This window comes from Burkholderia sp. THE68, from assembly GCF_009938265.1.
In the GTDB taxonomy this organism is placed as follows: domain Bacteria; phylum Pseudomonadota; class Gammaproteobacteria; order Burkholderiales; family Burkholderiaceae; genus Caballeronia.
This window is the reverse complement of the sequence record NZ_AP022316.1, coordinates 589,261-603,558: the sequence shown is the minus strand read 5'-3', so window position 1 is coordinate 603,558 and position 14,298 is coordinate 589,261. Positions and strand designations below refer to the sequence as shown.

At 64.7% G+C, this 14,298-nt stretch carries 11 protein-coding genes and 1 pseudogene; 7 read left to right on the top strand and 5 right to left on the bottom strand.

Going from position 1 to position 14,298, the window contains the following annotated elements:
• Positions 1-98: 98 nt before the first annotated feature.
• On the bottom strand, positions 99-1,058 hold the full coding sequence (locus BTHE68_RS16310) for an MBL fold metallo-hydrolase (RefSeq protein ID WP_162067357.1): 960 nt from the start codon (positions 1,056-1,058) through the stop codon (positions 99-101).
• 122 nt (positions 1,059-1,180) lie between these two features.
• On the opposite strand from BTHE68_RS16310, the pseudogene BTHE68_RS16305 reads away from it, so the two are divergent.
• A pseudogene (locus BTHE68_RS16305) lies at positions 1,181-2,802 on the top strand (IclR family transcriptional regulator).
• Here BTHE68_RS16305 and pdxY read toward each other — a convergent pair.
• A complete protein-coding gene (gene pdxY / locus BTHE68_RS16300; RefSeq protein WP_162067356.1) occupies positions 2,799-3,680 on the bottom strand; it encodes a pyridoxal kinase PdxY in 882 nt (293 codons plus the stop codon). The pseudogene BTHE68_RS16305 and the gene pdxY sit on opposite strands and share 4 nt — an antisense overlap.
• A 476-nt stretch (positions 3,681-4,156) precedes the next feature.
• On the opposite strand from pdxY, the gene glgC reads away from it, so the two are divergent.
• From glgC to BTHE68_RS16285, 3 genes are read left to right on the top strand one after another with little or no spacing between them, the layout of a single operon-like run.
• Positions 4,157-5,428: a glucose-1-phosphate adenylyltransferase gene (glgC, locus tag BTHE68_RS16295; protein WP_061174348.1), complete on the top strand. Its 1,272-nt coding sequence runs from the start codon at positions 4,157-4,159 to the stop codon at positions 5,426-5,428.
• Between the two features lie 38 nt (positions 5,429-5,466).
• Positions 5,467-6,930 carry a glycogen synthase GlgA gene (gene glgA / locus BTHE68_RS16290; protein WP_162067355.1) on the top strand — a complete coding sequence of 488 codons (1,464 nt, stop codon included), beginning with the start codon at positions 5,467-5,469 and terminating at the stop codon, positions 6,928-6,930.
• A 9-nt stretch (positions 6,931-6,939) separates the two neighbouring features.
• Positions 6,940-8,376, top strand: coding sequence for a dihydrolipoyl dehydrogenase (locus BTHE68_RS16285; RefSeq protein WP_162067354.1), 1,437 nt, complete (start codon positions 6,940-6,942; stop codon positions 8,374-8,376).
• Between the two features lie 68 nt (positions 8,377-8,444).
• Here the strand turns inward: BTHE68_RS16285 and BTHE68_RS16280 are convergent, their stop codons facing one another.
• The 3 genes from BTHE68_RS16280 to BTHE68_RS16270 all read right to left on the bottom strand — a co-directional run bounded on the left by BTHE68_RS16280 (position 8,445) and on the right by BTHE68_RS16270 (position 11,513).
• Positions 8,445-8,801 (bottom strand): hypothetical protein, encoded by a 357-nt coding sequence (locus tag BTHE68_RS16280; protein ID WP_061174351.1) that lies wholly within the window; start codon positions 8,799-8,801, stop codon positions 8,445-8,447.
• A 266-nt stretch (positions 8,802-9,067) separates the two neighbouring features.
• Positions 9,068-9,964: a 3-hydroxyisobutyrate dehydrogenase gene (gene mmsB / locus BTHE68_RS16275; protein ID WP_162067353.1), complete on the bottom strand. Its 897-nt coding sequence runs from the start codon at positions 9,962-9,964 to the stop codon at positions 9,068-9,070.
• 16 nt (positions 9,965-9,980) lie between these two features.
• Positions 9,981-11,513: a CoA-acylating methylmalonate-semialdehyde dehydrogenase gene (locus BTHE68_RS16270; protein WP_162067352.1), complete on the bottom strand. Its 1,533-nt coding sequence runs from the start codon at positions 11,511-11,513 to the stop codon at positions 9,981-9,983.
• A gap of 216 nt (positions 11,514-11,729) precedes the next feature.
• On the opposite strand from BTHE68_RS16270, the gene BTHE68_RS16265 reads away from it, so the two are divergent.
• The 3 genes from BTHE68_RS16265 to BTHE68_RS16255 all read left to right on the top strand — a co-directional run bounded on the left by BTHE68_RS16265 (position 11,730) and on the right by BTHE68_RS16255 (position 14,278).
• On the top strand, positions 11,730-12,689 hold the full coding sequence (locus BTHE68_RS16265; protein ID WP_162067351.1) for a LysR family transcriptional regulator: 960 nt from the start codon (positions 11,730-11,732) through the stop codon (positions 12,687-12,689).
• 286 nt (positions 12,690-12,975) lie between these two features.
• Entirely contained in the window at positions 12,976-13,926 is a 951-nt protein-coding gene (locus tag BTHE68_RS16260) for a M23 family metallopeptidase (protein ID WP_162067350.1), read from the top strand.
• The gene (locus BTHE68_RS16255; protein WP_162067349.1) at positions 13,913-14,278 is read left to right on the top strand and encodes a hypothetical protein; all 366 of its coding nucleotides are present in this window, start codon (positions 13,913-13,915) and stop codon (positions 14,276-14,278) included. Before BTHE68_RS16260 ends, BTHE68_RS16255 begins: the two co-directional genes overlap by 14 nt.
• Positions 14,279-14,298: the final 20 nt, after the last annotated feature.

The following is a 14,298-nucleotide window of genomic DNA, read 5'->3' as shown; positions in this document are numbered from 1 at the left end:
TCCAGATGGGCGTGAGAAGGCCGGCGTCTTGAGCGCGCCTTTTTGCCTGAAGATATGAAGGAGCGGCGCGTTTCAGCACGCGCCGCGAGGGATCAACGTCAGTCCTGCAATGCGGCCCACATTTCCTTGTCGCGCTCGGCCGTCCAGATGCGCGGATGGCTGATGCCGCTCGCCTCGTCGTAGGCGCGCGACACGTCGAACGGCAGGCAGTGCTCGTAGATGAAGACGTGGCCGAACTTCGGGTCCATCGACTTGCGCGTGAGGGCCATCGAGCCCTTCAGATCGAGCTTTTCGGCGACGGCGTCCTTGCCCGCCTGAAGCAGCGTCGTGACGAAGTCCTTCGTGTAGTCGAGACCCTTGTCCACTTCCTCAGGCGAAAGCAGCGCGGGGCCGCGGCCCGGCACGAGCTTGTCGGCCTTCAGCGCGCGCAGCGCTTCGAGCGTCGCGGGCCATTGCGCGAGTTGCGCATCGCCGCAGTAGCAGGCGGCGTCGTATTCGACGAGATCGCCCGAGAACAGCACCTTCTGCGACGGCAGCCACACGACCGTGTCGCCCTTCGTGTGACCCGCACCGAGGTGCGCGATCTTCACTTCGAGCTTGCCGAGAAAGAGCGTGATTTCCTCTTCGAAGACGAGCGTCGGCCACGTGAGGCCCGGCACCGTCTCGACGCCGGCGAACAGGCGCGGGAACCGTTCGATCTCCGATTTCATGTCCTGCTCGCCGCGCTCGACGATCATTTCATACGTGCCGCGGCTCGCGATGACCTGCTGCGCGCCTTCCGCGAAATACGCCGACGCGCCGAGCACGCGCACCGCGTGGTAATGCGACAGCACGACGTATTTGATCGGCTTGTCGGTGACGCTGCGGATTTTCGCGATGAGATCCTGCGCCATCGCGGGCGTGGCGGTCGTATCGACGATCAGCACGCCGTCGTCGCCGATGATCACGCCGGAGTTCGGGTCACCCTCCGCCGTGTACGCGTAGGCGTTCTCGGAGAGTTGCGTGAAGGTGATCTTCTTCTCTTCCAGATCGGCCTGCGATGCAAATGCCTTTGCCATGGTCGTGTCTCGCTTCCATTCTCGTGGGGATGGGTGGATGATCGGCTTGAGGCTGATTTTTGTCAATAGCAAGCTAGCTTGCTATTTGCAAAACACGGGTAAATACCGAATCGCTTCGTCCGATGATTCCTGCTCGGCTAACATTCACTTTTTTCGTTCGCGGAGTCCTCTTGGCTCGTCCCGTTCCTGCCACGCCAGAAGAGAAAAAGCAGCGCGGCATTCAGAGCGTCGAAGTCGGCGCGCGGCTGCTCGATGCGCTCGCCGCGCGCCGCGAGCCGCTCGCGTTGAGCGCGCTCGCCGATGCGGCCAGCCTGTCGACGGCGCAGGCGCATACCTATCTCGTGAGCCTCACGCGTCTCGGGCTCGTCAAGCGCGACGCGCTCACCGGCAATTACGAACCGGGTCCGCTTTCGCTCAGGCTCGGTCTATTGAATCTAGAACATCAGCCCGCGTATCGTGCGGCCGCGCCGCGTGTTTCGGCGCTGGCGCTCGCGACGGGCATGAGCGTCGCGGTCAGCGTCGCGGGGCCGCAGGGGCCGACCATCGTGCGCTACGAGCGCGGCGGGCATCCGCTGCATGTGAATCTGCACGTGGGCACGGTGATGTCGCTCTCCGCGACCTCGACGGGACGCGTGTTCCGCGCGTTCGACGATGCATCGCACGTCGCCGCGATGCTCGCGCATCAGCAGGAAGCCGACGCGCCCGGCATCGCCGCGCGCATCGACGAGATCCGTGCGCGCGGCATCGAACGCAGCGTCGATGCGCCGAGCCCCGGCGTCAGCAGCATGAGCGTGCCGGTCTTCGATGGCGCGCGGCGCATGCAGCTCGCGCTGACCGCCATCGGCCCGAGCGGCCTGTGCGCCGTCGACTGGGACGGCCCGCTCGCCCGGGCGTTGCAAGACGCCGCGCGCGATATCACCGGACTGCTTTTATGACGATGTTCGAGGAAGACGCCAAGCCGCAGCGCGGCATCAATGCGCTCGACGCGACCGGTGATCTGTTGCGCGCGCTGGTCGCGGCGGGCGAGCCGCTCACGCTGCGCGATCTCGCGGCCGCGGCCGGCATGCCGCCGGCGAAAGCGTTCGCGCATCTGGTGAGTCTCGTGAAGGTCGGGCTGCTCGCGCGCGACGACGCAGGCCTGTTCCACGCAGGCCCGCTGAGCCGCGAGCTCGGGCTCATCGCACTGCAACGCCTTTCGCCGATTCGCGACGCCGAAGCGGAAATCGTCGCGCTGGCTGCGAGCACGTCGATGACGGTCGCCGCGGCCGCGCTCGGACCACTCGGCCCGACCGTGATCCGGCTGGAGGAATCGGCGCGGCCGCAACACGTGAGCTTGCGCATCGGCACGGCGATGTCGCTCGTCAATACCGCCATCGGGCGTGTGTACGCCGCGTATCTTCCCGCCGACATGCTGGCGAGCCTGATGGCGCAGGACGGCATCCGTCTCGCGGGCGCGCAGCCGGACGCGGCAGCCGACACCGTGTTCCGCGCACGGCTCGATGAAATCAGGGCGCACGGTCTCGATACGGCGCTGGGCGCGCCGGTGCCCGGCATCCACACGCTAGCCGCGCCGGTGTTCGATCACACCGGCAGCGTGTGCCTCGTAATCGCGCTGATCGGTTCGGCGGGCGGCTTCGACAGCGCCGCCGATGGCCCGCTGGCCCGCGCGCTGCTCGCGGCGACGCGGCGTCTGTCCTGGCGTTTCGGCCTGATGGAGGCGGACGAGCAGACGGATGCGCCCTAGCCGCCCCTGACGATCTCCGTGCCGGTCACGCGGATCGCGGGGAAACGGTCGGTCGGCTTCGCGATCTCGTCCTGCGACGCGACGATTTCCAGCTCGTAGCGTCCGGCGTCATAAGTCGCCTTGACGACGGCATTGACCGCCGCGAGCGTATGCTCGAGAGCGTTGCGCATCGAGTCGCCCAACAGCGTGCGCGCGACGAACACGGCGCTCGTCAGGTCGCCGACGCCCACCGGCTGCCGCGCGAACGGATACAGCGGACGTTGCGCGAACCACGCCTCATTGGGCGACACGGCGAGCATGTTGAAGGTGTCGGCGCGGCTGTTGCGATCGAGCAGATGCTTCACGAGCACCGTGCGTGGGCCGCGCCCGATCACTTCGCGGCACGCATCGACGGCTTCCTCCACCGTTTCGATCGGGCGTCCGACAAGCTTTTCCAGTTCGACGTGATTGGGCATCAATGCGTCGGCGACTTCGGGCATCGTCGTGACGAGGAAATCCTCGATGCCGGACGCGACCGTGCAGCCGCCCGTCTGACCCATGACCGGATCGCAGAAAAACAGCGCGCGCGGGTTCACGGCCTTCACCATCTTCACGATCTCGACGACCGCGCGGCCCTGCTCGGGCGCACCGAGATAACCCGAAAGCACCGCATTGCAGCGCCCGAGCACACCGATCGCGCCGATGCCCTCGATCACGTTCTGCAACTCGTCGGCATCGAACGCGCTGCCGGTCCAGCGGCCGTACTGCGTGTGATTGGAGAACTGCACCGTGTTGAGCGGCCAGACATTGACGCCGAGACGCCGCATCGGAAAAACCGCTGCGCTGTTGCCCGCATGGCCGAACACCACATGCGACTGAATGCTCAGGACGTTGTTCATCTTCTGATTCCCGATTGATCGTGTCCGGTCAGGTGAAACGTTTGTCGCGCGCTTGTCGTGCGAGAAGGTCGTGCAGCGCAGCGCGACGGCCGCCCGGCGAAGAACGCCGGTGGACGCCGCGCGCGGGCGCGCTGGTGCTGCGCCTGCCTCGTATTGTGCCGTGCCTCGACGCACTGCGGCATGGCCCGTTCGATATAAATTGCGGGAACGCGCTGAATCGCACCGCGAGATCGACAGAAGTCCGAAAAGGTCGCGCGAGCGCAACACCCGCGATGCCATCACACCGTGTGCGCAGCACGCTCGTGCGCGATCGGCACGCGGCTTGCTCACGTTGTCATCCACAAAAAAACGGCCGACTTCAGCACACGGATTCGAATACGCGCCGGATAATGCTCCAGTCACGCATACATGGAAGGCATACGAGGACGAATACACGGCAAGACATCAATAGTCGCAGGTCAAATCAGGAGGCTGACATGGAGACGCTTAAGAATCGCACCGATTTGCAAAAGTCGACCCTCGCAATCGTTCTCGCCGGCGGGCGCGGCACCCGTCTCGGCCCGCTCACCGACAAGCGCGTGAAGCCCGCCGTCCACTTCGGCGGCAAGTACCGCATCATCGATTTCGCGCTGTCCAACTGCCTCAATTCCGGCATCCGCCGCATCGCCGTCGTCACGCAATACAAGGCGCACTCGCTCATCCGCCATCTGCAGCGCGGCTGGGGCTTCCTGCGCGGCGAGTTCAACGAGTTCATCGATATCTGGCCGGCGCAGCAGCGCGTCGATTCGAGCTGGTATCGCGGCACCGCCGACGCCGTGTATCAGAACCTCGACATCGTCCGCTCGATCGGCGCGGAGTTCGTCGTCGTGCTGGCGGGCGATCACATCTACAAGATGGACTACACGCGCATGGTGCTCGACCACGTCGAGAGCGGCGCGGACTGCACGGTCGGCTGCATCGAGGTGCCGCGCATGGATGCGGTGGCGTTCGGCGTCATGCACGTCGATGAAAACCGCCGCGTGACCGACTTCCTCGAAAAGCCCGCCGATCCGCCCGCGATGCCGGGCAAGCCGGACGTGGCGCTCGCGAGCATGGGCATCTACGTGTTCAGCGCGAAGTATCTCTACGAGATGCTGCAGGAGAACATCGAGACGTCGAACACGGATCACGACTTCGGCAAGGACATCATTCCGCGCGTCGTCACGACGGGCAAGGCCATCGCGCATCCGTTCGGCATGTCGTGCGTGACCTCGAGCAGCGATCCGGACGCGCCCGCGTACTGGCGCGACGTCGGCACCGTCGACGCGTACTGGTCCGCGAATCTCGATCTGGCCTCGACGATTCCGGAACTCGATCTCTACGACCGCAAATGGCCGATCTGGACGAATCAGGAGCAGTTGCCGCCCGGCAAGTTCGTGCGCGACCTGAACGGCCAGCAAGGTGCGATCACCAATCTGCTGGTCTGCGGCGGCTGCGTGATTTCGGGATCGCAGGTGTCGAAGTCGGTGTTTTCGTCGGCGGTGCGGGTGCACTCGTTCTGTAACATCAATGAGGCAGTCTTGTTGCCTCAGGTGACCGTCGGGCCGAGTTGCCGCCTGCAACGCGTCGTGATCGACCGGGGCTGCACGGTGCCCGAAGGGCTCGTGGTGGGCGAGGACCCGGACGACGACGCCGCGCGCTTCTTCCGCACGGAGTCAGGCGTGACGCTCATCACGCGCGACGCCCTGGCGCGTCTGTCCCAGCGTTAGACGCGCCGGCCCCACAAAACCAGTCGACGGGAGCGCCGATGACCGTATGCGTGCTGCATGCCGCAGCAGAAATGTTTCCGCTGTTGAAAACCGGCGGCCTCGCCGATGTAGTCGGCGCGCTGCCGCCCGCGCAATCGCAACTGGGCACGGACGCGCGCGTCGTGCTGCCGGGCTTTCCCGCCGTGCTGGCGGGGCTCACGGACCTCGAACCCGTCGCCGATCTGGGCGGCGCGTTCGGCGCGGGGACCGTGAGACTCGAACGCGGTGTGTTGCAGCCGCACGGCGTGGTGGTCTACGTGGTGCGCGCGGACGTGTTCTACGACCGTCCCGGCAATCCCTATCTCGATGCCGCGCATCGCCCCTATGCCGATAACGACCGCCGCTTCGCGCTGCTCGGGTGGGCCGCGGCGCGCATCGCCACGGGCGCCGATCCGGCGTGGAAGCCGCATATCGTGCACGCGCACGACTGGCACGCGGGACTCGCGCCCGCGTATCTGCGCGCGTTCGAGCGCGGCGGCGCGCCGCGCACCGCCAGTGTGATGACCGTGCATAACCTCGCGTATCAGGGCACCTTCGCGGCGTCGGAGTTCGGTGCGCTGCAATTGCCGGGCGACTTCTACGCGGTCGAAGGCGTGGAGTTCTACGGTCATGTGTCGTTCCTCAAGGCGGGCCTCTACTACGCCGACCGCATCACGACGGTGAGTCCGACCTACGCGCGCGAGATCCAGACGCAGGCGCACGGCGCGGGGCTGCATGGCCTGCTGCAGACTCGCACCCACGAAATCACCGGCATTCTGAACGGCGTCGATTATTCGATCTGGAGCCCGTCGGTCGATGAATCCATCCCCGCGACCTACACCGCGTCGAAAGTCGCGGGCAAGTCGAAGTGCAAGGCCGCGCTGCAGGAGCGCATGGGACTCGCGCGCGACGACGACGCCCTGCTCTTCGGCGTCGTCAGCCGGCTGACCGAACAGAAAGGGCTCGATCTGCTGCTGTCGGTCGTGCCCGATATCGTCCAGCGCGGCGGACAGCTCGTCGTGCTCGGCACCGGTGATCCGGCGCTCGAAACCGGCATGAAGAACGCGGCGGCGGCGCATCCGGGCGCGGTCGCGGTCGAACTCGGGTTTGACGAGACGCTGTCGCATTCGATCATCGCCGGCAGCGATATCGTGATGGTGCCGTCGCGCTTCGAGCCATGCGGGCTCACGCAGCTCTACGCGCTCGCGTATGGCGCACCGCCGCTCGTGCATCGCGTGGGCGGGCTCGCCGATACCGTCGTCGACAGCTCGCTCGAAAACCTCGCCGACGAACTCGCGACCGGCTTCGTGTTCGACACCTTCGACCGCGCGGGCATCGTCGGCGCGATCCGGCGCGCGTTCGCCCTGAAGGCGCGCCGGACCGACTGGAAGGCCGTCGTCAAACGCGCGATGAATCAGCGCTTCAGCTGGGAAGCCGCGGCCCTCAGATACGCGGAGGTGTATCAAGGGCTGACGGGCCGCTGAGGCGATCGAATGAACGAACTCAAGGTGGACGTTGCCGTGATCGGCGCGGGCACGGCCGGCATGGCCGCGTTTCGCGCGGCGCGGCTCGCGGGCGCGAATGCGGTGCTGATCGAGGGCGGCGAACTGGGCACGACCTGCGCGCGCGTCGGCTGCATGCCGTCGAAGTTGCTGCTCGCGGCAGCCAATGGCTTGCACGATGCCCACGCGCTCGGGCCGCGCGGCATCGAAGGCACGCATGCGCTCGAAGCGAATTACGCGCATGTGCTCGACTACGTGCGGCGCGAACGCGATCACTTCGTCAAGGGCGTGCTCGAAGAAGTCGAAGCGCTTCCCGCCGGCTTGATTCTGCGCGGACAGGCGCGCTTCGAAGCGCCGACGCGGCTCGTCGTCGGCGAGGATACGCGCATCGAAGCGAAGCGCGTCGTGATCGCGACGGGCGCGGCGCCGGCCGTGCCCGATCAACTGAAAGTGTTCGGCGACAGGCTCATCACGAGCGACGAACTGTTCGAGCTGCGCACGCTGCCCAGACGAATCGCCGTGTTCGGCGCGGGGCCGATCGCGCTGGAACTCGGACAAGCGCTCGCGCGCCTCGATGTCGAGATCTTCATGTTCGGCAAAGGCGGCCATGTCGCGTCGCTCACCGACAAACCCGTGCGCGATGCGCTCGCCGCCGCGCTGGCCGACGAGTTCTATTTCGATCCCGACGCGAAGTTCGACGAAATGTCGCTCGAAGACGGCCAGCCAACGCTGCGCTTCACGTCGCCGGATGGCAGGAAGCATGTCGAACGCGTCGATCTCGTGCTCGCCGCGACGGGCCGCGCGCCGAATCTGAAGCCGCTCGCGCTCGACAAGGCCGGCATCGAACTGAACGAAAAGGGTGTGCCGCTCTTCGACGAAACCACGATGCAATGCGGCCATAGCGCGGTTTTCATCGCCGGCGATTGCGACGGCACGCGGCCCTGGCTGCACGACGCCGCCGACGAAGGCAAGCTCGCCGGCGACAACGCCGCGCGCTTTCCCGACGTGCAGGCGGTCAAGCGCAAGGTGCCCTTCGCGATCGTGTTCAGCGAGCCGCAGGTGGTGATGGTCGGCGCGTCCTACGACGATCTCGACAAGCAGATGACGGTGACGGGCGAAGCATCATTCGAGAATCAGGGGCGCAGCCGCGTGATGCGGCAGAATCGCGGGCTGTTGCATGTCTATGCGGACGCGAAAACCGGCAAGCTGCGCGGTGCGCAAGGTTGCGGCCCGGCGATGGAGCATATCGGCCATCTGCTCGCCTGGGCGGTGCAACTCGAACTCACGCTGGACGAAACGCTCAAGCTGCCTTTCTATCATCCGGTGGTGGAAGAAGGCTTGCGCAGCGCATTGAAGGACGCGGACAGAAAATGCTACGAAGAACGGTCCGAGACGCCGCCGGCTCTGGCGAATGCGGCGGGTTGCTAGAAAAAAGAAAACGCCGGTTTCGCAACCGGCGTTTCATCTTTCGAATCAGATAAGCAAACCGTTACTGATCAGCTTCCGCTCAATCCATATTGCAGTGCAAGGTCGAAACCCAGCACCACCATCGAACAGAACAGACCCAGCGACAGATTCGCCAGCCGGTGGCCGACGTCCTTGTGCTTCGTCAGCACAGCGCCTGCGAGGAATGCGATTTCCACGATGATCTGCATGCAGAACACGGCGATCATCAATGCGAACTCATAACCCATCGCATTGAAGTTCATGAAGTTGAAGCCGTTCACCGCAACCCATGACCCCACTCGCCAGACTTCGTATGCCAATAGTAGCAACGGGAAGAAATAGCTGGCGATATAAGTCGGCACCGTGGCGTGCCGCAGTTCCATATTTAAGTGACGTGTTACTTGCATCGCGTACTCCTCATCTGATTGCCCGAAGACGACGGGCGTTCTACCAGCACGGTGGCGCAACCGGGAGCGTTCTTTTTTTGAACGGCAGACGGGCGTCGTGCTTTCAGAATAGGACAATTTTCGGGAAAGCGAATCATCGTATTCCCGATGATCACGCCCATTAAGGATTGCCGCGACGCGTTGTGCAGTGCAACTGAATAACGCAGTTATTACGGCCCTCAATTCGGCACGCGCGTGCGTGCCGAATGATTATGTCGTTGGATTCCTTATTGGCCGGATTGTTGCTTTGCGTACAGCTTGATAATGCCAGAAAAATCGAGTCCGCCGAGGCCCTGCTGACTCATCGACTGATACAACTGCTGTGCCAGCGCGCCCATGAAAACCGGCTGTTTCGCGCCGCGCGCGGCATCGACGGCGAGACCCAGATCCTTCAACATCAAGTCCGCGCCGAAGCCGCCCGAATAACCACGTGACGCAGGGGCGGTTTCGACAATACCCGGATAGGGATTACACGTATCCGAACTCCAGCAACGTCCAGTGGAGGTATTGACGATGCTCGCGAGTTTCGTCGGATCGATGCCGAGCGTTTCGCCGAGTTTCATCGCTTCGGCGACGCCGATCATGGAAATCCCCAATAACAGGTTATTGCAGATCTTCGCGATCTGGCCCGTGCCGGTTTCGCCGCATCGCACCATATTCTTGCCCATGCCGGACAGCACCGGGCGCAACGTTTCGAACAGCGCGTCGTCCGCGCCGACCATGAAGGTCAGCGTGCCCGCCTGCGCGCCGACGACGCCGCCCGAGACCGGCGCATCCGCGAACGGATTGCCCTGCTTTCCCGCCGCTTCGCCGATGAGCCTCGCCGTGGCGGGATCGATCGTGCTGCTGTCGACGAGCGGAACGCCCTTCGCGACGCCCGCGAGCACGCCGTCATCGTTCAGATAAACCGCCTTCACGTGTTGCGCCGCGGGCAGCATCGTGATGACGACTTCCGCGCCCTCCGCCGCCGCGCGCGGCGACGCGGCGAGCGTCGCGCCCGCCGCCTTCGCCGCGTCGAGCGCGGCGGGCACGAGATCGAACGCCGTGACCGCGTGCCCCGCCTTCAGCAGATTGGCGGCCATCGGACCGCCCATGTGACCCAGGCCGACAAAACCTATTTTCATCGCCGTCTCCTTGTTCTTATCTCAGCGAGATGGTCGTGTTCACGCCGTCATTCACGGTGGCGTCGTCGAACCAGCGCGCGGTGACTGTTTTCGTCTGCGTGTAGAACTGCACGACCTGCTTGCCGTACGGCCCGAGATCGCCGAGCTTCGAGCCGCGCGAACCCGTGAAGCTGAACGCGGGCACCGGCACCGGAATCGGAATGTTGATGCCCACCTGACCGATATCGATTTCGCTCTGGAACTTGCGCGCCGCCGCGCCGCTCTGCGTGAAGAGGCCGACGCCGTTGCCCATCGGATTGCGGTTGACGAGCGCGATGGCGTCGTCGAGCGTGTCGGCTTCGACCACGCACAGCACCGGGCCGAAGATCTCCGTTTTGTAGACCGACATGTCGGTATTCACGTTCGTGAAGATCGTCGGGCCGATGAAGTTGCCGCTTTCGTAGCCCTTTACGTCGATATCGCGGCCATCGAGCGCGAGCGTCGCGCCCTCTTCCACGCCCCGGCCGATCATGCCGAGAATCCGCTCCTTCGCCACTTTCGATACGACCGGGCCGACATCCGTATTCGGTTCGACGCCCGCGTTGACCTTGAGCGTCTTCGCGCGTTCGACGAGTTCCGGCACCCAGTCCTTCGACGCTCCCACGAACACCGCCACCGAGGTCGCCATGCAGCGCTGTCCCGCCGCGCCGAAACCCGCGCCCGCGAGCGCGTTGAGCGTCTGCTCCTTGTTCGCGTCGGGCAGCACGACGGCGTGATTCTTCGCGCCCATCATCGACTGCACGCGCTTGCCGTGCTGGCTCGCGAGGTTGTAGACATGCGTGCCGACGGCCGTCGAGCCGACGAACGAGATCGCCTTGATATCGGGATGCGTGCAGATCGCATCGACGACTTCCTTGCCGCCGTGCACGACGTTCAGCACGCCCGGCGGCACGCCCGCTTCGAGCGCGAGTTCCACGAGTTCCATGGTCGAAAGCGGGTCCTGCTCGGACGGCTTCAGCACGAAGGTGTTGCCGCAGACGATCGCCATCGGGAACATCCACAGCGGGATCATCGCGGGGAAGTTGAAGGGCGTGATTCCCGCGCAGACGCCGATCGGCTGACGCAGCGTGTAGGTATCGACGCCGCCCGCGACGTTTTCGGAGAATTCGCCTTGCTGCAAGGTGCTGATCGAGCACGCATGCTCGACGACTTCGAGGCCGCGAAAGATGTCTCCTTCGGCATCGGCGAGCGTCTTGCCCTGCTCGGCGGTCAGCGTCTGCGCGATGCGCTTCTGGTTCTGGCGCACCAGATCCTGAAACTTGAGCATCAGCCGCATGCGCGCGCCGAGCGGCGTCGTGCGCCAGGTCTGAAACGCCTTGTGCGCGGAGGCGACTGCGGCGTTCACTTCGTCCGCCGTCGCGAACGGCACGCGGCCGACCACTTCCTGCGTCGCGGGATTGACGATGTCGCGCCATTCGGTCGTCTTCGAATCGACGAACTGGCCGTCGATGAGCAGTTTGGCCGTACGGACGGACGCACTCTGCGCCGGATGTTCAGCAGCGATATTCACGAGTCACTCCTTGGGTGGAAAGTTGCAACGTCAAGATCGGGATGAAAGGCGAAGACGCGCAGACGGGACGCCGCTTCGGCGCCGTGGGGAAAGGGCATGTCGTCTCCGTTTATAGAAATCGGCCTGCATTGCTGCACGCTCGTTCCCTTGAGTATAGTTATGCAAAAGTCCATCATGGCACTATAAAAACACCCGATCGATATGCAAAAAAAGGCCATGCAAACCGGCAAGTTCGACCTCTCCCGGCTCAACTGGGACGATCTGCGCTTCTTCCTCGAAGTCGCCCGCACGCAGCGCGCGAGCGGCGCGGCCAAGCGCCTGGGCGTCGATTACACGACGGTCGCGCGGCGCGTGCGCGCGCTCGAGGACGCGCTCGGCACGCTTCTGTTCGACAAGTCGCGCAGCGGCGGATTCATTCTGACCGCCGAAGGCCAGCGGCTGCTCGGCTTCGTCGATTCGATCGAGACCACGGTGCAGTCCGCGACCGAACAGATCGCCAATACGGGACACGCGCTGTCCGGGCATGTGCGCGTCGGTTCGACGGAAGGTTTCGGCTGCTTCTTTCTCGCGCCGCAGCTCGCGCGCTTTCAGGACGCGCACCCGAACATTTCCATCGACCTGTTGCCGGTGCCGCATTTCGTGAGCCTCTCCAAGCGCGAGGCGGATATCGCGGTGACGCTCGAGCGGCCCGAGCAAGGCCAGTATGTCTATACGAAGCTGTGCGAATACCGGCTCAAGCTCTACGCGACCACCGAATATCTCGACGCGCACGAACCGATCCGCACGAGCGACGATCTGCGGCATCATCGCTTCGCGAGTTATATCGACGATCTCGCGTTCAGCTACGAACTGCTGTATCTCGAACGCGCGGTGCCGGGCGCGGTGTCGCGCTGGCGCAGCACGAGCGCGATCGCGCAATACTTCGCGGCGCTGCAGGGCCGCGCGCTCGCGATCCTGCCGTGCTTCATGACGTCGCCCGATCCGCGCTTCGTGGCGGTGTTGCCGGAAGAGATCGTCGTGACGCGCGCCTTTTATCTCTCCTGCCGCGAGGATCTGCGCAAGCTGAAGCGCATCACGGCTGTATGGGACTATCTGCGCGCGGCGGCCGAAGCGAACCGCGCCTTTCTGATGGGCGACGATACACATATGGCGTGGGTCGACGTAAAGTCATCCTGATTAACAGGCAATTTTTGACACTGACGATGACGCGAACGTGTTAAGCGCGAACGCGCATTCGCGCGACACAAAATTTGACCCGAATAATTCGTGGAATTTTGCTTCGATGTCCTCGTGAAACATCAAAAGCGCGCCAAGCATCCGGCATAATCGCCGGCCAGTTTCATTGCTTTGCCGTGGAGAGCGCGGCGCACTCCATCCCCGTGATTTTTCTTATTCTTTTTTCCGTCGGCCTGACACGCCGCCGCGCGCGCTGATGGCTTTCGTCATCTGGTCACGGCGGACCATGTCCCGCCAGCGCATCCGTTTCGTCGAAGCGCGCACCGCGCGTGCGATCGCCATCATCGGCGCCATCACCCTGCTGGTGGCGGCGCTCGCGCTCGGCATCGCGATCGGCACGATGTTCGCACGCAGCCATCTCGGCGAGGAACAGGCGCTGATTTCGCGCCGCTCGTACGAGATCGAAGAGCTCGGGCGTCTCCAGGCCGCGCTGATCGAGCTGACGCCGCGTGTCGAAGGGCTGTCCGCGCAGGTGAACGAGCTGCACAATTTCGACGACCGTCTGAAGGCCGCTCGCGGCACGGGGGGCACCCCGGGCGTGCACGACGTGCCGCCGCTGCCCGACACCGAGGAGCCGGCGGCGTCGCTCGACGGCGCGGGCGGTCCGGCACTGCCGCCCCGGCTATGCGATATCGAGCGTGCTGGCCACGGCACGCCTCGCCAGCGTCTGAAGGGCACGCAACGGATCATCGACTGCCTGAACGACGAAGTGTCCCAACTTCAGACGCAGACGCTTGCGCACTATGCCGCGTATATGGCGTTTCCCGGCCGCAATCCCGCGCCCGGCGCGCGCAGCGGCTCGCCCTACGGCAACCGTCTCGATCCGTTCACCGGGCATCTCAGCTTTCATCCCGGCCTCGATCTCGTCGCGCCGACCGGCACGCCGATTCTCGCCAGCGCGGGTGGACGCGTCATTCAGGCTGGCGAGCGCAACGGCTACGGCTTCGCGGTGGATGTTCGTCACAGCAACGGCATGGTGACGCGCTACGGGCATGCATCGCGCATCCTCGTGAAGGCCGGCGATTACGTGATGCCCGGACAGGAGATCGCGGAAGTCGGTTCGACCGGGCGCTCCACGGGCCCGCATCTGCATTTCGAAGTGATCGTCGACGGCGCGCAGATCAATCCATCGTCCTATCTCGCGCTCTTCAAGCGCAAGCCCAATGCGCAAAGTTGACTCGAAGCGGCTGTCGCTGCAACTCACTCGCCAGTCCTATTCGCTCACACCCAAGCGCGGCGCAAGCGTCTGGCTCGGTTTGATCGGCGCCGCATGCGCCGTCGCCGCGCTCGGCGCGGCGGGTTTCGCGCTCAAGCGCTCGCATGAGGATGTGCGCAAGTTCGACGCGCTCTGCGCGCCGCCCGCCTCGGAACAGACGCTGCGCGACCAGCTCGCGCACGCGCAACTCGCGCTCGAACAGGAAGCGGCGAGCCGCGCATCGCTCGAACAGCGCGTGGCGGACAGCACCGCCGAGATCCAGCGCCTGAAGACCGATCTCGCCTTCCTCACGAAACAGCACAAACCCGATTGAGCGCACGCTCTTCGCGCAAC